The sequence below is a fragment of the Streptomyces sp. NPDC101393 genome (assembly GCF_044767385.1).
Taxonomy (GTDB): Bacteria; Actinomycetota; Actinomycetes; order Streptomycetales; family Streptomycetaceae; genus Streptomyces.
The window spans coordinates 626,932-651,443 of the sequence record NZ_JBIWNU010000002.1; the positions used below are offsets into that span (position 1 = coordinate 626,932).

General features: G+C 72.8%; 23 protein-coding genes and 1 pseudogene. 15 read left to right on the forward strand and 9 right to left on the reverse strand.

Features of this window, described 5'->3' with window-relative positions; all coding sequences use genetic code 11:
* Positions 1 to 43: 43 nt before the first annotated feature.
* The 6 genes from ACIRQ7_RS08430 (at position 44) to ACIRQ7_RS08455 (ending at position 7,098) form a co-directional block, all read left to right on the forward strand.
* Positions 44 to 814: a GntR family transcriptional regulator gene (locus ACIRQ7_RS08430; protein WP_401468434.1), complete on the forward strand. Its 771-nt coding sequence runs from the start codon at positions 44 to 46 to the stop codon at positions 812 to 814.
* Positions 815 to 879: 65 nt separating this feature from the next.
* On the forward strand, positions 880 to 1,107 hold the full coding sequence (locus tag ACIRQ7_RS08435; RefSeq protein WP_404260932.1) for a ferredoxin family protein: 228 nt from the start codon (positions 880 to 882) through the stop codon (positions 1,105 to 1,107).
* A gap of 47 nt (positions 1,108 to 1,154) precedes the next feature.
* Positions 1,155 to 2,540, forward strand: a complete 1,386-nt coding sequence (locus tag ACIRQ7_RS08440) for an ABC transporter substrate-binding protein (RefSeq protein ID WP_404260933.1) — start codon at positions 1,155 to 1,157, stop codon at positions 2,538 to 2,540.
* Complete coding sequence (locus ACIRQ7_RS08445; RefSeq protein WP_404260935.1) at positions 2,537 to 3,460, forward strand: ABC transporter permease; 924 nt, start codon at positions 2,537 to 2,539, stop codon at positions 3,458 to 3,460. Before ACIRQ7_RS08440 ends, ACIRQ7_RS08445 begins: the two co-directional genes overlap by 4 nt.
* Positions 3,457 to 4,320, forward strand: a complete 864-nt coding sequence (locus ACIRQ7_RS08450; protein WP_404260936.1) for an ABC transporter ATP-binding protein — start codon at positions 3,457 to 3,459, stop codon at positions 4,318 to 4,320. The genes ACIRQ7_RS08445 and ACIRQ7_RS08450 overlap by 4 nt, the downstream gene beginning before the upstream one ends.
* A 36-nt stretch (positions 4,321 to 4,356) precedes the next feature.
* Positions 4,357 to 7,098, forward strand: coding sequence for a fumarate reductase/succinate dehydrogenase flavoprotein subunit (locus ACIRQ7_RS08455; protein WP_404261352.1), 2,742 nt, complete (start codon positions 4,357 to 4,359; stop codon positions 7,096 to 7,098).
* A 133-nt stretch (positions 7,099 to 7,231) separates the two neighbouring features.
* On the opposite strand, the pseudogene ACIRQ7_RS08460 reads toward ACIRQ7_RS08455, so the two are convergent.
* Positions 7,232 to 8,085, reverse strand: a pseudogene (locus tag ACIRQ7_RS08460) (NAD(P)H-binding protein).
* A complete protein-coding gene (locus ACIRQ7_RS08465; protein WP_404261354.1) occupies positions 8,085 to 8,465 on the reverse strand; it encodes a nuclear transport factor 2 family protein in 381 nt (126 codons plus the stop codon). Before ACIRQ7_RS08465 ends, ACIRQ7_RS08460 begins: the two are co-directional and overlap by 1 nt.
* Before the next feature lie 491 nt (positions 8,466 to 8,956).
* On the opposite strand from ACIRQ7_RS08465, the gene ACIRQ7_RS08470 reads away from it, so the two are divergent.
* From ACIRQ7_RS08470 to ACIRQ7_RS08495, 6 genes are all read left to right on the forward strand, one after another.
* Positions 8,957 to 10,117 (forward strand): ROK family protein, encoded by a 1,161-nt coding sequence (locus ACIRQ7_RS08470; protein ID WP_404260938.1) that lies wholly within the window; start codon positions 8,957 to 8,959, stop codon positions 10,115 to 10,117.
* A 446-nt stretch (positions 10,118 to 10,563) separates the two neighbouring features.
* The gene (locus ACIRQ7_RS08475; protein WP_404260940.1) at positions 10,564 to 11,889 is read left to right on the forward strand and encodes an LLM class flavin-dependent oxidoreductase; all 1,326 of its coding nucleotides are present in this window, start codon (positions 10,564 to 10,566) and stop codon (positions 11,887 to 11,889) included.
* The gene (locus ACIRQ7_RS08480) at positions 11,886 to 12,923 is read left to right on the forward strand and encodes an ABC transporter substrate-binding protein (RefSeq protein ID WP_403673824.1); all 1,038 of its coding nucleotides are present in this window, start codon (positions 11,886 to 11,888) and stop codon (positions 12,921 to 12,923) included. Before ACIRQ7_RS08475 ends, ACIRQ7_RS08480 begins: the two co-directional genes overlap by 4 nt.
* Positions 12,920 to 13,726, forward strand: coding sequence for an ABC transporter ATP-binding protein (locus ACIRQ7_RS08485; protein ID WP_401468401.1), 807 nt, complete (start codon positions 12,920 to 12,922; stop codon positions 13,724 to 13,726). Before ACIRQ7_RS08480 ends, ACIRQ7_RS08485 begins: the two co-directional genes overlap by 4 nt.
* A complete protein-coding gene (locus ACIRQ7_RS08490; RefSeq protein WP_404260942.1) occupies positions 13,719 to 14,588 on the forward strand; it encodes an ABC transporter permease in 870 nt (289 codons plus the stop codon). Before ACIRQ7_RS08485 ends, ACIRQ7_RS08490 begins: the two co-directional genes overlap by 8 nt.
* Positions 14,589 to 14,666: 78 nt before the next feature.
* Entirely contained in the window at positions 14,667 to 15,644 is a 978-nt protein-coding gene (locus tag ACIRQ7_RS08495) for a TauD/TfdA dioxygenase family protein (RefSeq protein ID WP_404260944.1), read from the forward strand.
* 103 nt (positions 15,645 to 15,747) lie between these two features.
* On the opposite strand, the gene dhaL is transcribed toward ACIRQ7_RS08495, so the two are convergent.
* The 3 genes from dhaL to ACIRQ7_RS08510 all read right to left on the reverse strand — a co-directional run bounded on the left by dhaL (position 15,748) and on the right by ACIRQ7_RS08510 (position 18,066).
* Positions 15,748 to 16,377, reverse strand: coding sequence for a dihydroxyacetone kinase subunit DhaL (gene dhaL / locus ACIRQ7_RS08500; RefSeq protein WP_404261356.1), 630 nt, complete (start codon positions 16,375 to 16,377; stop codon positions 15,748 to 15,750).
* Positions 16,378 to 16,692: 315 nt separating this feature from the next.
* Positions 16,693 to 17,478 carry an IclR family transcriptional regulator gene (locus ACIRQ7_RS08505; RefSeq protein WP_401468389.1) on the reverse strand — a complete coding sequence of 262 codons (786 nt, stop codon included), beginning with the start codon at positions 17,476 to 17,478 and terminating at the stop codon, positions 16,693 to 16,695.
* A gap of 189 nt (positions 17,479 to 17,667) precedes the next feature.
* Entirely contained in the window at positions 17,668 to 18,066 is a 399-nt protein-coding gene (locus tag ACIRQ7_RS08510) for a 4-oxalocrotonate tautomerase family protein (protein ID WP_404260946.1), read from the reverse strand.
* Positions 18,067 to 18,182: 116 nt separating this feature from the next.
* Here ACIRQ7_RS08510 and ACIRQ7_RS08515 point away from each other — a divergent pair, with 116 nt between their 5' ends.
* Positions 18,183 to 19,145: a LysR family transcriptional regulator gene (locus tag ACIRQ7_RS08515; protein ID WP_404260948.1), complete on the forward strand. Its 963-nt coding sequence runs from the start codon at positions 18,183 to 18,185 to the stop codon at positions 19,143 to 19,145.
* Between the two features lie 22 nt (positions 19,146 to 19,167).
* Here the strand turns inward: ACIRQ7_RS08515 and ACIRQ7_RS08520 are convergent, their stop codons facing one another.
* The 3 genes from ACIRQ7_RS08520 to ACIRQ7_RS08530 form a co-directional block, all read right to left on the reverse strand.
* Positions 19,168 to 19,917, reverse strand: a complete 750-nt coding sequence (locus ACIRQ7_RS08520; protein WP_404260950.1) for an SAM-dependent methyltransferase — start codon at positions 19,915 to 19,917, stop codon at positions 19,168 to 19,170.
* Between the two features lie 248 nt (positions 19,918 to 20,165).
* A complete protein-coding gene (locus tag ACIRQ7_RS08525) occupies positions 20,166 to 20,669 on the reverse strand; it encodes a hypothetical protein (protein WP_401468377.1) in 504 nt (167 codons plus the stop codon).
* Positions 20,670 to 20,859: 190 nt separating this feature from the next.
* Entirely contained in the window at positions 20,860 to 21,198 is a 339-nt protein-coding gene (locus ACIRQ7_RS08530; protein ID WP_401468374.1) for a hypothetical protein, read from the reverse strand.
* Between the two features lie 192 nt (positions 21,199 to 21,390).
* Between ACIRQ7_RS08530 and ACIRQ7_RS08535 the strand changes: the two genes are divergently transcribed.
* Complete coding sequence (locus ACIRQ7_RS08535) at positions 21,391 to 22,665, forward strand: VWA domain-containing protein (protein WP_404260953.1); 1,275 nt, start codon at positions 21,391 to 21,393, stop codon at positions 22,663 to 22,665.
* Positions 22,665 to 23,495 carry a hypothetical protein gene (locus ACIRQ7_RS08540; RefSeq protein ID WP_404260955.1) on the forward strand — a complete coding sequence of 277 codons (831 nt, stop codon included), beginning with the start codon at positions 22,665 to 22,667 and terminating at the stop codon, positions 23,493 to 23,495. Before ACIRQ7_RS08535 ends, ACIRQ7_RS08540 begins: the two co-directional genes overlap by 1 nt.
* A 78-nt stretch (positions 23,496 to 23,573) precedes the next feature.
* Here ACIRQ7_RS08540 and ACIRQ7_RS08545 read toward each other — a convergent pair whose 3' ends face one another.
* Positions 23,574 to 24,071 carry an FBP domain-containing protein gene (locus ACIRQ7_RS08545; protein ID WP_404260956.1) on the reverse strand — a complete coding sequence of 166 codons (498 nt, stop codon included), beginning with the start codon at positions 24,069 to 24,071 and terminating at the stop codon, positions 23,574 to 23,576.
* Between the last annotated feature and the right edge of the window lie 441 nt (positions 24,072 to 24,512).

Consider the following 24,512-nt stretch of genomic DNA (forward strand, 5'->3'; position numbering starts at 1 on the left):
GCGGCAACACCACCTGCGCGAGGGCGTCGGTAGGGTCCTTCGTATGCCAGCCGAACGCACCCGTCAGCACACGAGTCCGGTCGCGGCCGCGCGCCGTCGCCGGCTCCGCGCCGACCGCGCCCGGCAGCTCGCCGACCTGCTGCGCCACCAGGTGCTGGCAGGCGGCTTCCCCAGCGGTGTCCTGCCGCACGAGGACGTCATCGGCGCCGACCACGGCGCGTCCCGCAACACCGTCCGCCAGGCGCTCGACCTGCTGCGCGCCGAGCACCTCGTGGCGCGCCAGCCCGGCGTCGGCACGGTGGTGGTGTGCCGCAAGTATCCGCACGGACTCGACCGGCTGATGGGGCTCGCGGAGACCCTGCGCCCGCACGGCCGGGTCACCAATGAGGTGCGCACCATCGCGCCCGTCGCCGCGTCGCCCCTGGTGGCCGACCGGCTGCGGCTGGCGCCACGCACCGACGTGCTCTACATCGAACGGCTGCGGCGGCTCGACGGCGTGCCGCTGTCGCTCGACCTCACCTACATCCCGATGACCATCGGTCTGCCGCTGCTCGACGCCGATCTGGAGAACAACGACGTTTTCCGGCTGATCGAGGAGACCGCCGGGCAGCCCCTGGGCTCCGCCGAGATCACCGTGGAGGCGGTGAACGCGGACGCGCATTCGGCGGCCGTGCTCGAAGCTCCGCGGGGTACGGCCGTCCTGATGCTCGAACGTCTCACCCATCTCGCCGACGGCGCGCCCGTCGACCTGGAGTTCATCCGGTTCCGCGGCGACCGCATCACCATGCAGGGCCTGCTGCACCGCACGCGCTGAGCCCGCGCGAGCCCGCACCCGCGCACCGTTTCTCCCCTCCCCCGACCCGTGTCCTGGAGACCCCCATGCCGCTCACGCCGCAACGCGCCGACGTGCCCGTGACGATCGACGAGTCCCTGTGCATCGACGGCTGCACGCTGTGCGTCGACATGTGCCCGCTGGACTCGCTGGCCATCGACCCCAACAGCAACAAGGCGTACATGCATGTCGACGAGTGCTGGTACTGCGGACCGTGCGCGGCCCGCTGCCCCACCGGCGCGGTCACCGTCAACATGCCCTACCTGCTGCGATGAGAGGTCTCCCGCCCATGCCGTCCCCGTCGTCCGTACGGCCCCGGTCCGTGCCGGCACCGTCCGTCCCCGCCGCGCGCCCGGCCGGCCGTGCCGCGCTCGCGGCCACGCTGTCCACCGCCCTGCTGTCGACGCTCGCCGCCTGCGGCAGCTCCGCGGACGCCTCGGACGGCCGGCATGTCACCGTGACCGTCGGCTACCAGTCCAAGACCATCAACACCGTCACCGCGGGCACCCTGCTGCGCTCGCTCGGCTATCTGGAGCGTGAACTGCGCGCGCAGGGCAAGCGGGACGGCAAGTCGTACACGGTGAAGTGGCAGGACTATGCGACGGGTGCGCCGATCACCGCGCAGATGGTCGCCGGAAAGGTGGACATCGGCTCGATGGGCGACTTCCCGCTGCTCATCAACGCCGCGCGCGGCAAGCAGCTGAACGCCCCCACCCGGCTGATCTCCGTCACCGGCTACAACCTGCGCGGCGCACTCAACACCATCGTCACCAAGCCCTCGTCGCGGCTCCGCTCGCTCGCCGACCTGCGCGGCCGGAACGTCTCCAGCAGTGTCGGATCGGCGTCGGACGGCACCCTCGTCCGGGCTCTCCGGAAGGCCGGCATCGATCCGGAGCAGGACATCCACAAGCTCAACCAGCAGCCGGCGGTGGGCGCTTCGGCCCTCCAGTCGGGCAGCGCCGACGCGCTGTCGCAGTTCGTGGCCTGGCCGGGGCTGCTCGCCTTCCAGGGCAAGGCGAAGGCACTGTACGACGGGGGTGCGCTCGATCTGCCGACCTTTCACGGTGTCACGGTCCGCGAGCGTTTCGCGGGCCAACGTCCCGCCGTGGTACGGGCGTTCCTCGCCGCGCAGCAGGACGCGACCCGCTATCTGCAACGCCACCCCGTCGCCGCCGCGCAGCAGGTCGCGAAGGCCACCGGGCTGCCGCCCGAGGTGGTCTACCTCTACAACGGCGCGGGCGGTGTCGCCACGTTCGATCCGACACTCAAGCCGCGCCTGGTCACCGCGCTGAAGAAGGACGTCTCGGTGCTGCGGTCGGCGAAGCTGACCGGTCCGGTCGATGTGGACGCGTTCGTCGACGATCAGTACATCCGGCGGGCGTACGGCGACCGCTACCCGAAGGCCGTGCGCTCGACCGCGCATCCGTCGGCCGACGAGGTCTGGCTGCGCGGTGCCGACCGCACCCGTTCCTTCGACGGTCCCGCTGCCCTGCTGCGGTTCGCCGCCGCACACTCCGGCACGGTGCGGGCCGCCTACGTGGCCGATACGACGACCGGCACCCGCTGGTTCGCCGACAGGTCGGTGTGGGTCCGTGACGGCGAGCGGCTGCTGCCGTTCGCGACCGCGGCGACCGCCGAGGCGTGGACGGCACGGCACGTTGGGGCGCGCACCGTCAGCTACGCCGCCGCGCTCAAGGCGGCCCGGTGAGCGCGCCCACCGCCACCCGCGGCGTGGCCCTCGCCCCTCCCTCCGCCGCCGGCCGGGCGGGCAGCCGGCCGTGGTCCCGCTACGCGCGGCGTACCGCCTCGGTGCTCGCCGCGCTCGTCGGATGGCAGCTGCTCACACAGTTCCACGTCACCTGGTGGCTGCGCTTCTCGCAGCTGCCGACGGTGACCGAGACGGCCGGTGAGTTCGGCCGCCGGCTGGGCACCGCCACGTACTGGCAGGACCTGGCCGACAGTCTGACGCGGATCCTCGGCGGCTTCGCCCTCGCCGCCGTCCTCGGGGTCGCCGTGGGCACCGCGCTCGCGCGCTCGGCCGCGGTCTCCGATCTGCTGGGGCCGCTGCTGGAAATCCTGCGCCCCATCCCGGCGATCGCGCTGGTGCCGGTGGCGATCCTGCTGTTCCCCAGCAATGAGCAGGGCATCGTCTTCATCACCTTCGCCGCGGCTTTCTTCCCCGTCACCGTCTCGACCCGGCACGCGGTGCGGGCGCTGACACCCGTGTGGGAGGAGGCGATGCTCACGATGGGCGGCGGGCGGTGGCGGGTGCTGCGGTCGGTGGTGCTGCCCGGTGCGCTGCCGGGGATCCTGGGCGGTCTGTCCGTGGGGATCGGGGTGTCGTGGATCTGCGTGATCTCCGCCGAGATGATCTCCGGCGAGTACGGCGTGGGATACCGCACCTGGCAGGACTACACGATCGTCGACTACCCGGGGGTGTTCGTCGGTATGGCGACCATCGGGCTGCTCGGCTGGTTCACGTCCACCGCGGTGGAACTGGCCGGCCGCCGGGTGACGCGGTGGCTGCCCCGTAGCCCGGCCGGGAACCCCGAACCGCGCCCCGGGCGGGTGCGGTGGCAACCGGGACGGCGGACCGGCACCTTCGGCGGAGAGCGAGCCCGGCCATGACCGACACCCACACCGATACCGATACCGATACCGGCATCGACACCGGTACCCGTGCCGACGTCGCCGCGGCGGAGCCGCACCGGGCGTCCGCCCGCGGGCTGCGGCTGTCCCTCAGCGGTGCCGTGCTCGGGCGTCCGGGCGCGCCCGTCCTGCCGCACGGCCTGGATCTGGAGGTCGCGCCCGGCGAGATCCTCGGCGTCGTCGGACCGTCCGGCTGCGGCAAGTCGACGCTGCTGCGCACCCTGGCGGGGCTGCTGCCCCCGCTGGAGGGACGGGTCAGCCAGGACGGCGTGCCCGTCGAGGGCCCCGGCGCCGAGCGGGCCCTGGTCTTCCAGGAGGACGCGCTGCTGCCCTGGCGCAGTCTGCGCGCCAACGTCGAACTCCCGCTGGCCATCCGGGGCATGCCGCGCGCCGAACGCCGCGCGCGGGCCGGGGACTGGCTGAAGCGGGTCGGGCTGGGCGAGCACGCCGGGCGGCTGCCGCACCGGGTGTCGGGCGGGCAGCGCCAGCGCGCGCAGCTCGCCCGCGCGCTGGCCGGGGAGCCGCGAGCCGTCCTGATGGACGAGCCGTTCGGCGCGCTGGACGCGCAGACCCGCGCCGGAATGCAGCAGTTGCTGGTCGCGGCGCTGAGCGGCACGCACGCCACCGTCGTGTTCGTGACGCACGACGTGGACGAGGCGCTGTTCCTCGGCGACCGGGTGGCGTTGCTCGGCAGCGGCAGGGTGCTGGACGTCCCGCTGCCCCGCGCCCGGGAGGCGCACTTCGACCCCGCGACGGTGGCGCTGCGCCGCGAGATCCTCGCGTCGCTCGGGCACGACGCACCGCTCGGACCGGACGCACCGGCCGGACAGGAAAGGTAAGACACCGCCATGCAGACCACCGACCCCGTCGCGACCATGGAGATCCCCGCCCTCGACGATGCCGAGGAACTGTCCTGCGACGTCCTCGTCATCGGCGGCGGCACCGCCGGCACCATGGCCGCGCTGACCGCCGCCGAACAGGGCGCGTCCGTGCTGCTGTTGGAGAAGGCACATGTGCGTCATTCGGGCGCGCTGGCGATGGGCATGGACGGCGTCAACAACGCTGTCGTGCCCGGCCGCGCGGAGCCCGACGACTACGTCGCGGAGATCACCCGCGCCAACGACGGCATCGTCGACCAGTCCACCGTCCGGCAGACCGCGACCCGCGGCTTCGCGATGGTGCAGCGGCTGGAGTCGTACGGCGTGAAGTTCGAGAAGGACGAGCGGGGCGAGTACGCGGTGCGCCAGGTGCACCGCTCCGGCTCGTACGTGCTGCCGATGCCCGAGGGCAAGGACGTCAAGAAGGTGCTCTACCGGCAGCTGCGGCGCCGGGAGATGCGCGAGCGGATCCGCATCGAGAACCGGGTGATGCCGGTGCGGGTGCTGACCTCGGGCGGCCGGGCCGTCGGCGCGGCGGGCTTCCACACCCGCACCGGCCGCTTCGTCACGGTCCGCGCGGGCGCGGTGATCCTGGCGACGGGGGCCTGCGGCCGGCTCGGCCTGCCCGCCAGCGGCTACCTCTACGGCACGTACGAGAACCCCACCAACGCGGGCGACGGCTATGCCATGGCCTATCACGCGGGCGCCGAACTCACCGGCATCGAGTGCTTCCAGATCAACCCGCTGATCAAGGACTACAACGGTCCGGCCTGCGCGTATGTCGCCAACCCGTTCGGCGGCTATCAGGTCAACCGGCACGGTGAGCGGTTCGTCGACTCCGACTACTGGTCGGGCCGGATGATGTCCGAGTTCGCCGCCGAGGTGGCTTCCGAACGCGGCCCGGTCTACCTGAAGTTGAGTCATCTTCCGGAGGAGTCCGTCGCCGCGCTGGAGACGATCCTGCACACCACCGAGCGGCCCACCCGCGGCACGTTCCATGCCGGGCGCGGGCACGACTACCGCACCCATGACATCGAGATGCACATCTCCGAGATCGGGCTGTGCGGCGGCCACTCCGCTTCCGGGGTAAGGGTCGACGCGCACGCACGCACCACCGTGCCCGGTCTGTACGCGGCGGGCGACCTGGCCTGCGTCCCGCACAACTACATGATCGGCGCGTTCGTCTTCGGCGATCTGGCGGGGGCGGACGCCGCACGGTTCACCGCGTACGAAGGCGAGTTGCCGGCCGGGCAGCTGCGCGACGCACACGAGCTGATCTACCGTCCGCTGCGCCATCCCGAGGGCCCGCCCCAGCCGCAGGTCGAGTACAAGCTCCGCCGCTTCGTCAACGACTACGTCGCGCCGCCCAAGTCGGGGGCCCGGCTGTCGCTGGCCGTCGAGCATTTCGAGCGGATGCGGGACGACATCGACGCGATGGGCGCCCGCACCCCGCACGAGCTGATGCGCTGCGCCGAGGTCACCTTCATCCGCGACTGCGCCGAGATGGCCGCCCGTTCCTCACTGGCCCGCACCGAGTCCCGCTGGGGCCTCTACCACGAGCGGACGGACCACCCGCACAGCGACGACACCGACTGGCTGCACCACCTGGACCTGCGCAAGTCCGGTGCGGGAACGATGGAGTTCACCGCCCGGCCGGTCGAGCCGTATCTCGTCCCCATCGAGGAGTACGCCCCGGTGGGCGGCGCCTCCCGGCACATCGGGGAGGTCCATCCGGAGCAGGTGGCGACGGCCGGACGCCGGGATGTCCCGCCGGTCGGGTCGGCCGCGGACGGCGGCGCGGATCCCGCCGGTGTCGCCGTTCCGGGTGCCGGCGACGGACCGGGAGACGCGCGCGAGGCCGTCGCCGGCCACTCCCCGCGCATCCTGGAGGTGCTCGCCCTCGCCGAGGAGCAGCCCGAACTCGCCGCTCTGCGCCCCTATCTCGACGACGGGGACCCGGCGGTCCGGGCCGCCGCCGTCGGCACGCTGACCGAGAGCGTGCCGGCCGGCACCGGCCCGGCGCTGGCCGCGGTCCTCGCCGACCCCGACCCGGCCGTCCGCACGGCGGCCGCCGCGTCCCTGCGCGAACTGGTCGAGGTGCTGCCGCCGGAACCGGCGCTGCGAGACCCGCTTGTCGCCGCCCTCGGCGGGGACGATCCGCGCGTCAGGTCGGCTGCGCTGGAGGTGCTGCGCGCCCTGCGCCTGGGTGATGCCGCCCTGTTCGGTGCCGCGCTGGCCGACCCTGTCGCGGAGGTCCGCATCCAGGCCGTACGTGCCCTGGTGTCCGTCGACGCGGCCGACGGCCTGGCCCGTGCCGCCGCCGATACCTCGCGTGAGGTCCGGGTGGCGGCGGCGCACGGCCTGGGCACGGTCGGCGGCCCGGACGGGCTGGCGGACCTGGTGCACGACGACGACCTCCTCGTACGGGCCGCCGCCCTCGGCGCGTTGGCGGCGACCACCTGCCCGCCGCCGTTCGACGCGGTGGCGGTGGCCGCGCTCGGTGATGCGGCATGGCAGGTGCGGGCGGGCGCGGCGGCGGCGCTGTCGGCCGCCGCGGGCGAACGTGCGGTGCCCGCCCTGCTGTTGTCGCTCGCCGATGGGCACGCGGATGTCCGCAAGGCGGCCGTTCGGGCGCTGCTGGCGCACGACGGGTGGGCGGGGGTCGGCGCGGCGCTCGCGGGGATGGCGTCCGATCCGGATGCCGATGTCCGGGCGTACGCGCTGCGCGGTGCCGCCTGAGGGCGTCGGCCGGTGCCGCGGCGTTGCGCCGTGACCGTGGACCCGGATGCTGACGGCCGGTGAAGGGGTACGGGCTGCCCGCGAAGAGGCCTGGGCACGCCCCGGGGGTCACGCACGGCGGAACCGTGGGAGGTCAGGTCCGCAGGCGGGCCGCCTCCCGCTCGGCCACCGCGCGGAAGGTCCGCGGTGGGCGGCCGGTGACGCGCCGGACGGTGTCCGTGGTGCGGTCCTCGGCGCCTTCGGCGATGGCACGGTCCATGCCGGCGAGCATCACGGCGAACTCCGCCGGCATGTCGGCGGCCAGGCGGTCGCGCATCTGCTCGTGGGTCAGCCGGTGGTGGGTGACGGTCCGGCCGGTGACCTGGGTGAGGACGGCGGCGATGTCGTCGTGGCTCAGCGCTTGCGGCCCGGTGATGACCAGGTCGGTGTTCGGGGCCTGCGGCTCGGTCAGGGTATGCGCCGCGACGGCGGCGATGTCGTCGGCGTCGACGAACCCGACCCGGCCGGATCCGGCTGCCGTACGCACGGTCCCGTCCGCGGCGATCGTCCGGGCGTGCACGTGGTCGCCGGTGAGGTTCTGCATGAACCACGAGGGCCGCAGGACCGCCCACTCGGAGAACAGGCGGGCAGGGCCTGGTGTACCTGCCCCACGGCGGGGCCGCCGGCCGGGATCGCCGACGAGCTGAGCAGTACCGCCCGGCGGACTTCCGCGCCGCGGGCCTGCCGGAGGAAGGGCAGCATGACGGCTGCCGGGTCCGGAGCGCCGGGCGGGGGGATGAGAGAGACCCGGTCCGTTCCTTCGAGGGCGCCCGCGAAGGACGTGGGGTCGTCCCAGTCGAACCGCACGGGACCGGCTCCTTCGACGGGGGTGGCGCGTCGGCTTGCGGCCTTGACCCGCCGGCCCCCGGCGGCCAGTCGGGCGGCGACGCGGCTGCCCGTGGTCCCGGTGGCCCCGCTGACCAGGGCGAACTCCTGGGACTCGGTCATCAGTTGCTCCTCGCGAAGTGGGTGGCGGGGTGCAGCACCGCGAGCGGGTTCCCGTAGTCGCGGTAGTGGGTGATGAGGCCGCTTTCGACGGTGACCACGGCGATGTAGGACATGTCGAAGGGATCGTCGGTGGTCACCAGGCGGCCCACCCCGCGCATCTCGACCACGATGGTCTCCGGGGCGAGGGTCCGGTGGATCTCGACGTAGGGGAAGTCGTGAAGGTCTATGTGGTCGGGATAGCCGCGCGTGTACGCGGCGACGGCCGCCTTGCCCTCCAGCCGCGTCGGCAGGCCGTCCGGCGCGAAGGGGAACTCGAAGATCCCGTTCTCGTCCCACAGGTCGACCCACGCGGGGATGTCCTTGTCCAGCAGGAGCCGCAGGCCGTGGCGGAAGAGGTCTGCCGGTGCGGTGTTCGTGCGGGCCGATCTGAAGGCCTACACCGCCCGGGTCCTGGGCCCCCCGCATCGGTGGACTGAGCCCCGGACCGGCCCGACGCACCGGACCCGCCGTCCGCGAGCCGCGCGGGTGCACGTCCCGGGCGGTCCGATATCGCGGGAGAGCGCACCCGATGCGCACGTGCAGGACGCCCGCCAGGGTCTCCGGGCCGTTCGCAGGACTGCCACGGTGCCGTAACACCAGGCCGTTGACCAGCGGCGTCGTACGCTGCGAGCATCTGAGCATGGCCTCCTCACGCTGTTGTACGGACCGCGGCCGCTGATCCCCCGGGTCGGTGGCCGGCACCCCGTCCTGCCGACCCAGCGAGAGGCCCCGCCAGCCCATGTCCACCGTTGCCGCACCGGCCCGCCTCCCGGGACATCCACCGCCGCTGATCGCCCCCACCCCGCCGCATCCGGCACCCGAGAATCGGGCGGTGCCCGGCGACGGTCCCGGCGCGGTGCTGCGGGCCGTGCTCCGTGACGGCCCGCTGGCCCGCACGGCGCTGGCGAGGGCCAGCGGGCTCAGTCCGGCCGCGGTGTCCCGGCACACCTCCGAACTCCTCGGGCTGGGACTGCTGCGGGAGCGGCCGCCACCCGCCGGTCCGCCGCGGGCCGGCCGGCCGCAGATGCCGGTGGAGGTGGACACCGGCTTCCACGCCGTGTGCGGGGCGCACATCGCCATGGACCAGGTCACCTTCACGCTGCTGGACCTCCGGGGCGGGGTACTGGCGCAGGAGCGGATCCGGCACCGTCGGGCGGCACCCGATGTGCTGGGCCGGATCCGGTCGTATCTGCCGGACTTCCTGGCCCGCCGGTCGGGGCAGCGGTCGGTACTGGGGCTCGGCGTGGTGACCGGCGGCTGGGTGGACAGCGAACGCGGCACGGTCGTCGAGCACGCCCTGCTGGGCTGGCGGGACGTGCCGGTACGCCGGGCGCTCGCCCCGGTGACGCGGCTGCCGGTGCATGTGGACGGGCATGCGCGGGCGCTGGCGCGGGCGGAGCTGCTGTTCGGCGCCGGGAGCGGGGCATCGGACCTGGTCCAGTTGTTCGTCGGCAATGTCGTGGACGCGGCCATCGCGACCGGCGGCGGTGTGCTGCGCGGCCGCAGTTCCGGCGCGGGCGATATCGCGCATCTGCCGCTGGGGGTGCCGGGCCCGCGGTGTGCGTGCGGCCGGACCGGCTGCCTTCAGGCCACCGTCTCCGAACTCGCCCTCGCGCAGCGGGCGTTCGACGACGACCTCATCGAGGCGGCGGATTTCCGGCTGCTGCTGGCCAGGGCCGGGGACGGGCACCCGGCGGCGCTCGGGATGTTCCGGGAACGGCTGCGGCTGGTGGGCCGGGCGGCGGCGCTGCTGCTCGATGTGATCAACCCGGAGCTGCTGGTGGTGGCCGAGGCCGCCCTGGTGCAGCATCCGGAACTGCTGGCCGATCTGCACGAGGAGGTGGCCGCGCGCTCCCATCTGTGCGCCGACCCCGAACAGGTGGTGGTGGCGACCAGCTTCGGTGAGCGGGTGCTCGCGGTCGCGGCGGGCGCCGTGGTGCTGGACGCCGTGTACCGGCGCCCGATGGAGCTGCGTACGGCGGCTTCCGCATGAGCCCGGCGACGGCGCGACGGCGGCCGGGGCGCGGCGCGGCCACGGCGATCCCGGCACGGCTCCCGGCCGGGGTTTCTTCCACGGCGTCGCAAATGATTGCCGGGCGCCCCCGGCCCGCACAGAATCGGGGCATGGACGTGACAGTGAGGGCCGCGGCGAACGCCGCACGGCGACGGGCCGCACCGGCCCGCGCGGGGGTTCACCCCCGTGTCCGCCGCCCCCTGCGCGCCGGGCACGTCACCACTCCCGGCTGTTGTCGTCGCCGACACCCGCACTGCCCGCGCTGACCTGCGCCACCCCCCTCCCGCGCCGCCCACGGCGCCGCTGCCCGCCCCTGCCGTACGCGCCTCCCGGCCGTTGCGGGGGCCGCCGCGGCGTACCCGGAACGGCCCCCGCCCCCCAGGGCCTTCCGTACTCCCCTCCCGTACCTCCCGAGGAATCCCTTCATGACCACAACCGAACGGCAGCTCCATCTCAATCTCTTCCTGATGGGCGTGGGCCACCACGAGGCGGCCTGGCGCCATCCGCGCACCGACGCCACGCGGGTGGCCGATATCGCCCACTTCCAGGCGCTGGCGCGGACGGCCGAGGACGCGGCCTTCGACTCGGTGTTCCTCGCCGACGGACTGGAGGTGCGCAGCCCCGTCCAGTACGGGCTGGTGAACCACTTCGAGCCGCTGACCCTGCTGTCCGCGATCGCCGCCGTCACCACCCGCATCGGGCTGATCGGCACCGCGTCGACGGGATTCAGCGAACCCTTCAACCTGGCGCGGCAGTTCGCCTCCCTCGACCACCTCAGCCACGGCCGCGCGGGCTGGAACATCGTCACCTCCGCCGGCGACCGGGCCGCCCAGAACTTCAACCGGGACGCCAACCAGGCGCACGCCGAACGCTACGAACGGGCCGCGGAGTTCCTCGACGTCACCCGGGCGCTGTGGGACAGCTGGGAGGAGGACGCACTCCTGCTGGACCGGGAGTCGGGGGCGTACGCGGACCCCTCGAAGGTGCACGAGATCGGCCACGCCGGGCGGCACTTCCGGGTCCGCGGTCCGCTGAACGTCCCGCGCAGCCCGCAGGGCAGGCCGCTGCTGGTGCAGGCCGGTTCGTCGAAGGACGGAACGGCGTTCGCTGCGCGGTACGCGGAGGCGGTGTTCACCGCCCAGCAGACCCTGGCGGACGCGCAGGACTTCTTCCGCGACCTCAAGCGGCAGGCGGCCGGTCACGGGCGTGACCCGGAGGGGATCAAGGTGCTGCCGGGCATCGTGCCGGTGATCGGTTCGACGGAGTCGGAGGCGCTGGCGCTGGACCGGGAGCTGAACGAACTGATCACCCCGCGGCGGGCGGTGTCCGTGCTCTCCACCACGCTCGGCGTCGACCTGACGGACCATCCGCTGGACGCGCCCCTGCCCGAACTGCCGCCCGTCACCGCCGTCAACGGGGCGAAGAGCCGGTTCGAGCTGATCAGGGACCTGGCCGAACGCGAGGGGCTGACCCTGCGGCAGCTGATCGGGCGGCTCGGCGGCGGCCGCGGGCACCAGGTGTTCGCCGGCACTCCGGAGCAGATCGCCGACTTCATCGAGGAGTGGTTCCGGCAGGGCGCCGCGGACGGTTTCAATGTGATGCCGCCGGTGCTCCCCTCGGGCCTGGACGACTTCGTCGAACAGGTCCTGCCGCTGCTGCGCAAGCGCGGCCTCTTCCGCGAGGAGTACACCGGGACCACCCTGCGCGAGCACTACGGGCTGCCGGTACCGGCTTCGGGGGTGGCGGCGTGACGCTCTCCCGGCGGGCGCTGGCCGCCGGCATCGGCGGGGTGGCGCTGGCGGCCGGCCTGGGTGCCACGGGCATCGCCGCGGCCGGGGAGGACCGGGGGCGGGCCGGCCGTCGGCCGCAGACCCGCACCATCCGCTACCAGGGGTCCGCAGGCGTCGTCACCCCTCTCGAACTCGCCGCTGCTCTGGGCTACTTGGCAGACGTCCGGCTGGAGTGGATCGGCAACAGCACCAGCGGTCCGCAGGACATCCAGGCCACCGTCACCGGCGACACGGACATCGGCGGGGCGTTCAACGGAGCGATCATCCGCCTGGTGGCCGCGGGCGCCCCCATCACGTCGCTGTTCGGCTACTACGGCATCGACGCGAAGGTGTGGTCGGGCTATTACGTCCGCACGGACAGCCCCGTGCGCACCGTGCGCGATCTCGCCGGCCGCACGGTGGGCGCCAACACGCTGGGCGGGCAGGCCGAGGACGTACTGCGGATGCGCCTGCGGTCGGCCGGGCTGGGCCAGGACGTGGCGCAGTCCGCACAGATCGTGGTCGTACCCCCGGTGAGCGCCGAACAGGCCCTGCGGTCAGGGCAGTTGGACGTGGCCGTGCTCGGCGGCGTCCTGCGTGACACCGCACTGCGACGCGGCGGCATCCGGCCGGTCTTCAACGACTACCAGGTCCTGGGCACCTTCACCTGCGGCTGCCAGGTCATGCGGAACGACTTCATCCACGACAACCCCGACACCGTACGGACCGTGGTCGCCGGAGTGGCACGGGCCATCGCCTGGAGCCAGACCCGGCCGGTCCGGCAGGTCATCGACCGGTTCGAGCGGATCGTGCGGGCCAGGAAGCGCACGGAGGACGCGGCGGCACTGCAGTTCTGGAAGGGCTACGGCATCGCCCGCCGGGGTGGCGTGATCACCCCGCGAGAGCTGTCCGTATGGCTGGACCGGCTGTCCGACAGCGGCATCGTCGACCGCCGCGACGCACCCCTCGACCGGCTCTACACCAACCGGTTCAACCCGTACCCAGGAGTGGCATGAGCAGCCCCATCGTCTTTGAGAACGTCAGCAAGACCTTTCCGACGCGGGAGAGCGGCGAGCTGGCCGCCCTCCGGGACGTCTCCCTGGAGATCGCACCCGGAGAGTTCACCGTCGTGGTCGGACCGAGCGGGTGCGGCAAGTCCACCCTGCTGGATCTGCTGGCCGGCCTGACCGCACCCAGCAGCGGCCGGATTCTGGTGGACGGTGCGCCGGTCACGGGGCCCGGCCTGGACCGGGGCGTGGTCTTCCAGCAGTACGCGCTGCTGCCGTGGCGCGATGCGCGCGGCAACGTCGAATTCGGCCTGGAGGCGAAGGGCGTCCCGCGCCGGGAGCGCCGCGAGCGGGCCGAGGAATACCTCGAACTGGTGGGCCTGGCCGGGTTCGGTGACCGCTATCCGCACGAGCTGTCGGGCGGGATGCGGCAGCGGGTGGCCATCGCCCGTTCGCTGGCCTTCGACCCCGGCGTACTGCTGATGGACGAACCGTTCGCGGCGCTGGACGCCCAGACCCGGGACCTGCTCCAGGAGGAGTTGCTGCGGATCTGGGAGCGGACCGGCAAGACGGTGCTCTTCATCACCCACGGCATCGAGGAGGCCGTGTATCTGGGCCAACGGGTGGCCGTGCTGACGTCACGCCCGGGACGCATCAAGGACGTCATCGACGTGGACCTCGGCGACCGGCGCAGTGGCGATGTGCGCTCCAGCCCGGAGTTCGCTGCGCTGCGGCACCGCATCTGGGAGCAGCTCCAGGACGAGGTCCGGCAGGCGGCGCACGCGGGGTCGGAGGTCGTGGCTCATGTCTGAGACCTTGGCACGCGCACGAGAAGCCCTCCCCTCCGGCGTACCCGAGCCGGTGCCCGTCTCCGCACCGGCGGCGCCGCGTTCGGGCCGGGTGCGGCGCGTCCTGCGCCTCGCGGGGTCCGTCGCCAAGCGGTCGGTGGCCATCGCCGCGCTGCTCGTTCTGTGGGAGGCGGCTCCCCGGGCGGGCCTGGTGGACAGTGTGTTCCTGCCTCCGTTCTCGAAGGTCGTCGGGGCCTGGCTGACGGCCGCCGGCAGCGGACTGCTCTGGGACAACCTGCAGGCCAGCCTGCTCCGTTCGGTGACCGGCCTGGCGATCGCGGTACTGGTCGCGATTCCGCTGGGGGTGCTGATCGGCTGGTACCGCACGGCCGCCGACCTGCTCGGTCCGCTGCTGGAACTCTTCCGCAACACCGCCGCCCTGGCGCTGCTGCCGGTCTTCGTCCTGCTGTTGGGCCTCGGCGAGAGCTCGAAGATCTCCCTGGTCGTCTACGCCTCCACCTGGCCCATCCTGCTCAACACCGTCAGCGCGGTGCGCGGTGTGGACGCCCTGCTGGTCAAGTCGGGCCGCTCACTGGGCTTTTCACCGCTGCAGCTGTTCCGCAAGGTGGTGCTGCCGGCGGCACTGCCGACGGTCTTCACCGGCATCCGGCTGGCCGGCGCCGCCTCCATCCTGGTGCTGGTCGCCGCGGAGATGACCGGCGCGAAAGCCGGCCTCGGCTACATGATCAATGCCGCCCAGTTCAACTTCGAGGTGCCGCAGATGTACGCGGGCATCGTGACCATCGCCCTCCTCGGGCTGGTCTTCAACCAGGTCCTGGTCACGCTGGAACGCCGCTTCTCCCGCTGGCGCACCGACCCGTCATGACGCCCCCCGGGCCCCTCGCCCACCACCCCTGCGCCTCCCCACCCGCCCCCGCACCCCCCTATCGGAAGGACCTCTCCCATGACCACCACGCACCTCTCCCCGGCGTCCCCGGCGTCCCCGGCGTCCGTCACCTCCGCCGCCCTCGACGTCGTCAGGATCGGCGGGAACATCGGCGCCGAGATCCGCGGCGTCGACCTCTCCCAGGACCTGCCGACAGCCGCCATCGAGGCGATCCGCGCCGCCCTGCTGGCGCACAAGGTCGTCTTCTTCCGCGGCCAGGAGCTGGACGCCGAGAGCCAGGAGCGCTTCGCCCGCCGCTTCGGCACACCGACCGCCGCACACCCGACCGTGCCCTCGCTGGACGGTTCCCCCGCCGTTCTCGACCTGGACTACGGCCGCACCACGAACCGCGCCAACAACTGGCACACCGACGTGACCTTCGTACAGCGCCCGCCGCTCGGCTCGATCCTGCGCGCGGTGGATCTGCCCCCGTACGGGGGCGACACCGTCTGGGCCAACACCGTGACGGCGTACGACGCGCTTCCCAAGGAACTGCGCGCTCTGGCCGACCAGTTGTGGGCGCTGCATTCCAACGCGTACGACTACGCCTCGTACAAGCCGTCCGACGACAGCGAGGGCGCCCGTCGGCACCGTGAGGTCTTCACCTCGACCGAGTACGTCACGGAGCATCCGGTGGTGCGGGTGCACCCCGAGACCGGTGAACGCTCCCTGGTGCTGGGCGGGTTCGTGCGCCGCTTCGTCGGCTGGAACGCGGACGACTCCCGCGAGCTGTTCAAGCTCTTCCAGTCCTACGTCACGGCGCTGGAGAACACCGTGCGCTGGCGCTGGGCGCCGGGCGACGTGGCCTTCTGGGACAACCGCGCCACCCAGCACTACGCCGTCGCCGACTACGGAACCCTGGCGCGCCGGGTGCAGCGGATCACGCTGGCCGGCGACACCCCGGTGGCGGTGGACGGCACGACCAGCCGCTCCGTCACGGGCGACGACACGGCGTACAACACGGCGCTGGCCCAGCCGGGCGACGGCCCGGCCTGACGCCACCGCGAGGGCCCGTCCGCCCGGCTGAGGCATGCCCCCGCCCCCGCTCCCGAAGGGAGAGCGGGGGCGGGGGTCTCAGCGAGCGTCGGCGCCGCCGTCGTCAGGCCGCCCTCACCACATCGGCCAGTGCGCGGAAGATCAGTGCGGTCGATGCGGCGCCGGGGTCCTGATGGCCGATGCTGCGGGCGCCGAGGTACGAGGCGCGGCCCTTGCGGGCCCGCAGGGGTGTGGTCGCCTCCATGCCGTCCAGGGCGGCCCGAGCGGCCGCGTCGGCGGCGGTGGCGAAGTCCGCGCCGTGCTCGGCCTGTTGACGGAAGTCGGCGAGAGCGGGCAGGTACGCGTCGATCATGGTCTTGTCGCCCGGCTGCGCGGCGCCGAGCTTCTGCACCCGCTCCAGTCCGACCGCGAGCGCGTGCGCGAACTGCCCGGCGTCCGCCCGTGGCACGTCCAGCGCACCCCCCATCCCACGGAACACCGTGCCGTACAGCGGGCCGGAGGCGCCGCCGACACTGGAGACCAGCGTGATGCCCGTCTTGACGAAAACCGCCCCGACGGTGGCCGCGTCGAGACCGTCGAGCGCGATGCGGGCCGCCGAGAAGCCGCGGTGCATATTGAATCCGTGGTCGGCGTCCCCGATGGCCGAGTCCAGCTGGGTGAGGTGGTCCTTGTGCCTGTCGATGGCGGTGGCGATTGCCTGGATCCAAGCCTCGGCGAGGGTGATGTCCACCAGGTCTCCTTGTGGGGGGTGCGTGTGCCTGCGCTGCGGGTGGTGAGGGAGCCGGCTGCCGCCGGAGCCGTGGCAGCCCGGCGCTGTCTACCGTTGCGGCGATGTGCCCGGTACCACGTTCCGCATGGCAGAACGATGCTCGGACGTTAGGGAGTGATCGGGAGGCTGTCAACCGTCAACACAGCCCGGCGGTTGCGGCGTTCACGCGACGGAGCAGACAATCCAGGTCGTTGATGCAGGCTTTCCAGCCAAAGCCAGATCATTATTCGCGTTCAGCATCACCGAACGTCGTTCATTCACCGACAACGTTGCCTGACCTCACCCCCGAAGCGCGGCCCGCCAGGCCGTGCCGCGACGCGCTCCGAGGTCGCGCGACAGATTGCGTGCCGTTTCCCTGACCGCCACGGTGACCTCCTGCCGGCGCGGCAGGTCAGGGAGCAGCCTTTCCACCGGGCCGACGACTCCGATGGCGCCGGCCACCGCTCCCGAGCGATCGAAGACCGGAGCGGCGATGCTCGCGTCGCCGAGCGTCGACTCCTGCTCCTCCACCGCGTAGCCCACCTCCCGTACCAGCGCGAGCTGTTCGTCGAGGCTCGCCGGGTCGGTGATGCTCGTGCCGGTCAGTACGGCGAGTTCACCGGTGAGCAGCCGCCGTCGCACCTCCTCGGGCGTGAACGCCACGATGGCCTTGCCCAGGGCGCAGGTGTTCCACGGGATGCTCGCCCCCACTTCGAGTACCTGTACGGCCCCTTCGGGCCGGAAGGCGTGATGCACCACCATGACGTGATCGTCGGTGAGCACACCGACCCACACCGCTTCGCCGGCCTGGGACGCCAGCAACTCGGCCCAGGTGAGCGAGCGGGTACGCAGCTCCTGGGTATGGAGGTAGCCGTTGGACAGGGCCACGGTTCCCGGGCCCAGTTGGTACTTGTGGGAATCACCGTCGTGGACGACCAGCCCCTCGGCTTCCAGGGTGCGCAGCATCGCGTGCACGGTCGGCTTGGACACCCCCAGCAGCTCGGCAAGCTCGGTGACCCCCGTGGGGCGGCCCGCCGCCGCGATCTCTCGCAAGATCCGGACCGCGCGCTGTACCGCCTGCACCATGAGGAACTCTCCCTTTCCGCCACGACAAGTACCGAGTGTCCGTGCCGGCGTCGGTGATCCGGTCGTGAAGCATCGTACTGATGCCTGCACACGGAACGGATGCGGTATCCGGTGCTCGGGGCCTTCGGGACCAGGAAGGAACGGTGCGGCCCCTGAGCACTCGGCGGGACGGGCGGGCCGGGGCGGCTCCTACTGCTGGGGCGCGGCCCGGCGGTAGAAGTCGAATTGGGTCACTCCGTTGTATCCGTAGCTCTCGGCGGGCAGTTCGTGCAGCGCGACGCCGGAACGCGGAAGCGGGCCGAGGAGGTCCGACAGCAGCTCGTCGGCTCCGGCGATGAAGGCGGCCTTCTCCGCGGCGCTGTTCGTGCCCAGAGTGAGGCGGGCTTCGACGTGGGCGTCGCGGCCGCCGGTCAGCGGCTTGCCGTCGATGTAGTAACTCCCGGCCGGAATCAGGTCGATCTGAACGATGGTGCGCGCGCCGACCTTGTGCAGGGCGGAGACCGCCAGCCGCGTCAGCCCCTCGGCGAGGGCGCGCCGGACGTCGGCCGGCAGGTCGGGATCGGGGACGGTGACCCGGATGTAGGGCATGGCTCTCCTCGGTACGCGCGGGGTGTTCCCGCCGGGGTCGGCGGTACGGAGCAAGCGTCACCGACCTGGCACGATGGATCCAACGCATACCTGTCATAGGGATATGAGGCCGACGCATGTCCGTGAATCTTCCCCAGTTGCGGGCCTTCCTCGCCGTCGTCGACGCGGGCGGCTTCAGCGCGGCCGCCGCCGAGTTGGGCATGAGCCAGTCGGCGGTGTCGCACGCCGTCGCCTCCCTGGAACGCGAGATGACCGGCCCGCTGCTGATCCGTGCGACACCGGTGCGGACCACCGGGCTGGGCGAGCGGGTCCTGCCGCACGCCCGTATCGCGTTGTCGGCGGCCCGGTCCGTGGAGCGGATCGCGGCCGATGCCACCGAGAGCATGGCCGGCACCGTGCGGCTGGCCGCCACGCCCACGGTCTGCCAGGGGCTGGTCCCCGGCCTGCTCCGGCACTGGAGCGCGGACCAGCCGCGGATCACGGTGCGGGTCTTCGAGGGTGACAGCGCCGAGGTCGCGGCCTGGCTGGAGGACGGGACGGCCGATGCCGCCATCCTGATCGACCCTCCCCCGGCCACCGCCGGCCGGCTCTCCGGGCCGGGCCCCGGCACCCTGCTCGCCACGGACTGCTACCGGGCCGTGCTGCCCCGGGACCACCCCCTGGCGGGTGAGCCGCATGTGGACATCCGTGATCTGGAGGACGACCCGTTCCTGATCTCACCCAACGGCTGCGAAGCCCGCATCCGTACGATCCACAGCCTGGCCGGGCTGTCCTTCGCCCCCACCCACCGGGTACGGGACCTGGCGACCCTGATCAGCATGGTGCAGGCGGGCATCGGGGTGACCGTGCTGTCCGAGGTCTCCCGCTCGCTGATTCCCCCTGACCTGATCCTGTTGCCGCTCCGCCCCCAGACCTCGCGCCGCCTCGTGCTGACCGGCCCGCACGACCGCCCGTGGCACCCGGCGATCCGCACCCTGGCGGAGTCGGCCACCGTCCATCTGGCCCGTGCCGCTTCCGGGGCCCCCGTCCCGGCGGGAACGGCCGCGGCCTTCGTCGCAGCGCAGGCCGTGACCGGGTAAGGAGCACCGGCCCGCTCAGGGCTCAGGGCCGGGTCGTCCGGTGCAGGAGCAGGGTGACGAATCCGAGGGTGCCCCGGTAGCCGTGGAGCCAGGCGGCGCGGTGGTCGGCCGCCGCCTTGAGCGCCTGGCCGCTGTCGGGGTGCTCAGGGTGTTCCAGGGCCCACCGGGAGAGGGATCCGGTCCAGGACCACTCGTAGTCGTCCCATTCCTGGAGGGTGCTGACATGTCCGTGGAGGGGGGTCCAGCCGTCGGCCGTGATGCGGTCGACGGTCGTGGCGAGATCGTCGAAGTCCTCGGCGGCGAAGCCGGAGTCGAGGGTCGCCCGGCCGGGTTCGCGTTCCCAGAAGCATGCCCCGAGGAGGACGCCGCCGCCCGGGGCGAGGTGTGTGCGGGCGGCCTTCAGGGTGGGGAGCAGGCCGCCGAAGGCGTGTGTGGCGCCGACGCTGAGGACCACGTCGTAGCGGTGCGGGGAGGTGAACTCCGCCGCGTCCTGGGCGTGCAGGACGCTCCGGTCACCACATCCCGCGTCGGTGAGGGCGCGCCGGGCGGCGGCGAGGGTTTCGGGTGCGTTGTCGACGCCTTCGGCGCGGAGGTCGGGGCGGGAGGTCTGTGCGCGCAGCATCCAGGCGCCCGATCCGCATCCGAGGTCGAGGAGCCGCGCGTCGCCGTGCGGGAGCGCCCGGTCGAGAAGCGCGTGTACCGAGTCGTCGCCGAGCGGGGCGGCGATGGGGTGGTCGGTGTGGGCGATGGCGCTGATGCCTGGACGGTCCATGGGCGGCATCCTGCCCGCCGGCTGCCGTGCGGTCGCGCGAATATCGGCAGGCGGGGGGGGACGGGAACTCCGGGGGGGGCGGTGAGAGGCGGCGAGTCCGCCCGTCCGCCATGGGGCCGGGTGCTGGTCGCAGTCCGCAACGCACGGCTGTGACCAGCACTCGGGAAACAGGCCCCCTTACGCAGCAGGCTCGGGGCGCGCCGGCGGTCCACACTCTTCCGCGGCGGCGTGCCCGGGACGGAACCCGGTCACTCGGCCAGGAGACCGTGCAGCGCGCCCGGGGTCACATAGCCGGGCCAGCGGCCGTCGTCGAAGAGGTGAACTCCGGCGTCCTGGTAGCACTGGTCGACGAGTTGGGAGCAGATCATGTGGCCGGTGGCGGCGACGTAGCGGCGCAGGCCGGGCACGGTCAGATGGAGGCGGTGGGTGGCGATCGCCGCGTAGTCGAGGAAGCTGTAGGGGACTCCGACGTACCGGTCGGACGCGGCGCAGATGTCCGCGCGCATGGCGGGTGAGAGTTCGGGTGGGTACACGTACAGCACGCGGCTGTCGGCGTAGGAGGCGAGCGGGCGGACGCGGGCGCCACCCGGTTCCGCCTCCAGGAGTTGGTCGTCGGGCAGTACCAGGAAGGCGTGCTGGTAGTCGGCGAAGCCATTGCCGTTCAGCCATTGGCCGAGCCGGATCAGCCGGCCCGTGGTGCCGGATATCTGGGTGAGCCCGATGTCGCCGGGCTGGGGTCGGGTGTGAATCATGTGCGGCTCCGGGAGACGCGAAGGGGATTCACTGGAGTAATACCCCGTTCGCGGGCCCGTGGAGCATGCCGCCCGCGCTCTGTTCCCCGGCGCTCCCCCGGCGTCATCGGTTGCGCGGAGCGGAACCTGTCGCACTGTCAGCTCGACCGGTGCGGTCCTGCTGGTCCGTCGGCGGAACGGGTGCGCACGCTCAGCAGGCGGCGACCCGGTCCGGGGTCAGCGCGCCGTCGTCGCTCATGATCTCGGTGTTGTCGTCGATGTAGCCGGACCCGCCGTCGTAGGAGACCTGGTAACTCCCGCCGAATCCATAGCCGTTGGCGTCCACGTCGGCAGCCTCATGGCACTCCACGGTCACCGTCGTCAGGGTCGTCAGCTTGCCCACCGGTGCCCGGCCGCGCGGATCCGCGGACGGCCACACGGTCACGCTGTCGTAGTTCCCGATCCTGCCTTCGATGCCGCACCCGGCCAACGCCACCGTCGCGAACACGACGGCTCCCACGGACAGTGCGGCACGCCTCTTGCGCTTCACCCCGTACGCCTCCCCCTCCGGACCGCCCGCGTTTCGGCAGGCGGTGATGGTGCGTCATTGTCGAAGCGGTGAACGGCGGGCAGCAAGAGCGCGTCGTGGCACTGCGGCCACACCTTCCCGCGCCCCGGCTCACGGGGAGTGCGCCGTCGGCCCCGTTTTGGAAGTGGGGCGCTTTCTCCATACGATCCGGCGATGATCATAAGAAAACGGTTGGCGGCCGGGGTGTGCGGGCTGCTCGCCGCGATGGCCGTCGGGCTCTCCCCCCTATCCGCCACCGCCGATGAACCGGACACCGACACGTCCCCCAAGGTAGAGCTGACGCTCGACGTCAGCGGCTCGATGCGGGCCCGCGATATCGACGGGCAGAGCCGGATGGCCGCCGCGAAGCGGGCGTTCAACGAGGTGCTGGACGCCGTGCCGGAGGACGTCCGGCTGGGCATCCGTACGCTCGGCGCCAACTACCCGGGCGAGGACCGCAAGACCGGCTGCAAGGACACCCGGCAGCTCTACCCGGTCGGCCCGCTGGACCGGACCGAGGCGAAGGCCGCGGTGGCGACGCTCGCCCCCACCGGCTGGACGCCCATCGGGCCCGCCCTGCAGGGCGCGGCGCGCGACCTCCAGGGAGGTGACGCGACGCGCCGGATCGTGCTCATCACGGACGGCGAGGACACCTGTGCGCCGCTCGATCCCTGCCAGGTGGCGCGGGACATCGCCGCGCAGGGCATCCACCTCACCGTGGACACGCTCGGCCTGCTGCCGAACGCCAAGACCCGGAATCAGCTGAGCTGTATCGCCGAGGCGACCGGCGGCACCTACACCTCCGTGCAGCACACCGACGAACTCCGGGACCGGGTGCACCAGTTGGTGGACCGGGCGGCGCGTCCTGTGGTGACGCCGGTGGCGACGAAGGGCGCGGCGCAGTGCCTGGACGCCCCGAAGCTCAAGGCCGGTCTCTACACCGACCGGGAGACGTTCGCCGAACACCGCTGGTACCGGGTCGACGTGCGGCCGGGTCAGGAGTTGCGCGCTTCGGTGAGCATCGGCGCCGACCGGGCGGTCAACGACGACTACGGGGTGCTGTTGCGGGCGTCGACCGTGCACGGCCGGGAGATCGTGCGCGGCTCGGAGGCGGGTGACGGCCGGACCGATGTTGTCTCGTCCGGGCTGCGCTATCCGAAGGCGCCGCTCGCGTCCGCGGATGACGAGGACACGCCCGGCGCGGAGACGGTCTGCCTCCAGGTCAGCAACTCCTTCTCGGCACCGGCCTCCGTCAAGACGGACCCCGGTCTGCCCGTCGAGCTGACCGTCGACCTGGTGGACGGGCCCGACGACGCCTCCGATGCGGCCTCGTTCGGCCTCGGGCGTGGCTGGTGGCTGCTGGGGGCGCTGGCGCTCACCGGGCTGCTGGCCGGACTCGTGTGGGGCTGGATCTCCCGTTGGCGCGTGGCTGTTTGGAGGACCAACTGATGCGGATCGCACGACTGTTGACGGTTGCCGCGGTGGCCGGCGCGAGTCTGCTCGGCGGCGTGGGGGTGGCCCTGGCCGGCAGTCCCGCACCGAGCGCGGGCACGAGCACGGGCGCGGACGCGGAGGACGCCGGACCGACCGAGGCGGGCACCTCCTTCCGTACGGCGACCGCCATCAAGCCGGACCAGCCGGCCACGGCCGGTGCGTCCACCGGTGACTATCTGTACTGGGTGCTGCCCGTGGACACCGGGCAGCGCGCCACCGTCAAGGCCGAGGTGACGCTGCCCGAGGCGGCGCGGCACGGGGCGGCCACCTGGCAGCTCGATGTGTATGACGGGCTGCGCCGCCGTCAGGCATGCACATACGGCGCGCAGACCCGGGCCGCCGCCAAGGACGCCGCGTCCGTGGAGGTGTCCTGCACGCTGCGCACGGTCCGCTCCTGGGCCGAGCCCTGGTCGAACGATCCGCTGCCGGGCAGCTACTACGTGCGGCTGACCGTCGTCGATCTGCCGCAGGCCGATCTGGGGCTGCCGGTGCGCGCCAAGGTGACGGCCGCCGTGGCCGACGCGGGTGGCGCGCAGGCCGTGGACGGTGCGCTCGCCGCTCCCCTGGTGCCGGGCGCGGCCACCGCGGCGCCGCAGGACGGGGCGAGCCCGCCCGCCGGGCAGCCGGCGGCGGCCGAGCCGGACGGCGGCTGGTCCTCGGGCCGGTGGTCCGACCGCTGGGCCTGGACCGCCGCGGGAGGGGTGCTGGCGGCCCTCGCGGGTATCGCCGGCTACCGCCTCACACGGGGCGCGGGCCGTCCGTCGCGGGTGCCTCCGGGCGCCTGACGGACCGGGGGCGGCCACGGGCACGGCGACGTGGCCGCCCCCGACGCGCGTGACTCCCGCCACCCGGGGCGGCCGGAGTCACGTCTTGAGGACGTTGCCCAGGAAGGTGTCGAGGTTGCCCGCCATACGGGCCAGCCGTTCCTCCACCGTCAGGTGCTCCTCATAGCGGCTCGCCAGTTCGGGCGTCTTCCGGCCGCGCAGGTAGAGGGAACAGGCCAGGTCGGCACAGATATACGTCCCGACGGTGTTGCCCTGGCGGCCGGCCGCGCCGGTGCGGCGGGCGGCGAGCAGCGCGACGCCGCTGCCGGGATGGGCGGTGACACACAGCGAGCAGACGGTGGTCTTGGTGAAGCTGCGGCGGATGTTCTGCGGAACGCGCAGCGTGACGCCGACCGGGCCGCTCTCGCGCGGGGCGACCAGATAGGCGCGGTCGGGCGCGCCCGGGTCCCGCCAGCCCAGGAAGTCCAGGTCCTCCCAGGGGAGCTCGGCGAGCTTGGGGAGGTTGATCCTGCTCGCTTCGCCCTTGGAGCAGTTGACGAACGAGGCGCGGAGTTCTTTCTCGCCGAGTGGGTCCATGATCTCGAAGCTAGCAGCGGGAAATGGCGCCCGTCGTCCCCTTTTCCGGCGGCCGCAGGGCAGGCCCGACGGCCCCCGGAACCGTGACCGGACCGGCCGTCGCGGAGGGTGAGGGGCCGACACCGGAGTGTCGACTCCGAGGGGTGTCCGGGCGGGCGGAACCGGCCGTGGCTGTGAGCCCGCCCATAGGGCGTACGTCATGTACGAAGCCGGGTAGTAGGCGGTCTCGGCAGGCGCGGCGGGAGCGTGCGTCGCCCGTCCGCAGCGGCTCCCGGGCTCCGCTACGTAGGCGGGTAGTACATGCGGTCATTGCCGACATCTTCGGACGGCGCTAACCATTGCTGCAGTCCCGGGGAGCTGAACGCCGGACCGGGCGGGCACCGCCCGCTCCTGCCGCTCCGGCCCCTGTCGCGCAGTACCGCTGCGCCATCACCGGCCCCC

Excerpts from the sequence above, each read along its gene's own strand:
- ACIRQ7_RS08475 (WP_404260940.1), top strand. The coding sequence starts at position 10,564 with ATGACCACAACCGAACGGCAGCTCCATCTCAATCTCTTCCTGATGGGC.
- ACIRQ7_RS08520 (WP_404260950.1), bottom strand. The coding sequence starts at position 19,917 with ATGGACCGTCCAGGCATCAGCGCCATCGCCCACACCGACCACCCCATC.
- ACIRQ7_RS08515 (WP_404260948.1), top strand. The coding sequence starts at position 18,183 with ATGTCCGTGAATCTTCCCCAGTTGCGGGCCTTCCTCGCCGTCGTCGAC.
- ACIRQ7_RS08540 (WP_404260955.1), top strand. The coding sequence starts at position 22,665 with ATGCGGATCGCACGACTGTTGACGGTTGCCGCGGTGGCCGGCGCGAGT.
- ACIRQ7_RS08535 (WP_404260953.1), top strand. The coding sequence starts at position 21,391 with ATGATCATAAGAAAACGGTTGGCGGCCGGGGTGTGCGGGCTGCTCGCC.
- ACIRQ7_RS08485 (WP_401468401.1), top strand. The coding sequence starts at position 12,920 with ATGAGCAGCCCCATCGTCTTTGAGAACGTCAGCAAGACCTTTCCGACG.
- ACIRQ7_RS08455 (WP_404261352.1), top strand. The coding sequence starts at position 4,357 with ATGGAGATCCCCGCCCTCGACGATGCCGAGGAACTGTCCTGCGACGTC.
- ACIRQ7_RS08525 (WP_401468377.1), bottom strand. The coding sequence starts at position 20,669 with ATGATTCACACCCGACCCCAGCCCGGCGACATCGGGCTCACCCAGATA.
- ACIRQ7_RS08495 (WP_404260944.1), top strand. The coding sequence starts at position 14,667 with ATGACCACCACGCACCTCTCCCCGGCGTCCCCGGCGTCCCCGGCGTCC.
- ACIRQ7_RS08545 (WP_404260956.1), bottom strand. The coding sequence starts at position 24,071 with ATGGACCCACTCGGCGAGAAAGAACTCCGCGCCTCGTTCGTCAACTGC.
- ACIRQ7_RS08430 (WP_401468434.1), top strand. The coding sequence starts at position 44 with ATGCCAGCCGAACGCACCCGTCAGCACACGAGTCCGGTCGCGGCCGCG.
- ACIRQ7_RS08435 (WP_404260932.1), top strand. The coding sequence starts at position 880 with ATGCCGCTCACGCCGCAACGCGCCGACGTGCCCGTGACGATCGACGAG.
- ACIRQ7_RS08510 (WP_404260946.1), bottom strand. The coding sequence starts at position 18,066 with ATGCCCTACATCCGGGTCACCGTCCCCGATCCCGACCTGCCGGCCGAC.
- ACIRQ7_RS08450 (WP_404260936.1), top strand. The coding sequence starts at position 3,457 with ATGACCGACACCCACACCGATACCGATACCGATACCGGCATCGACACC.
- ACIRQ7_RS08505 (WP_401468389.1), bottom strand. The coding sequence starts at position 17,478 with ATGGTGCAGGCGGTACAGCGCGCGGTCCGGATCTTGCGAGAGATCGCG.
- ACIRQ7_RS08490 (WP_404260942.1), top strand. The coding sequence starts at position 13,719 with ATGTCTGAGACCTTGGCACGCGCACGAGAAGCCCTCCCCTCCGGCGTA.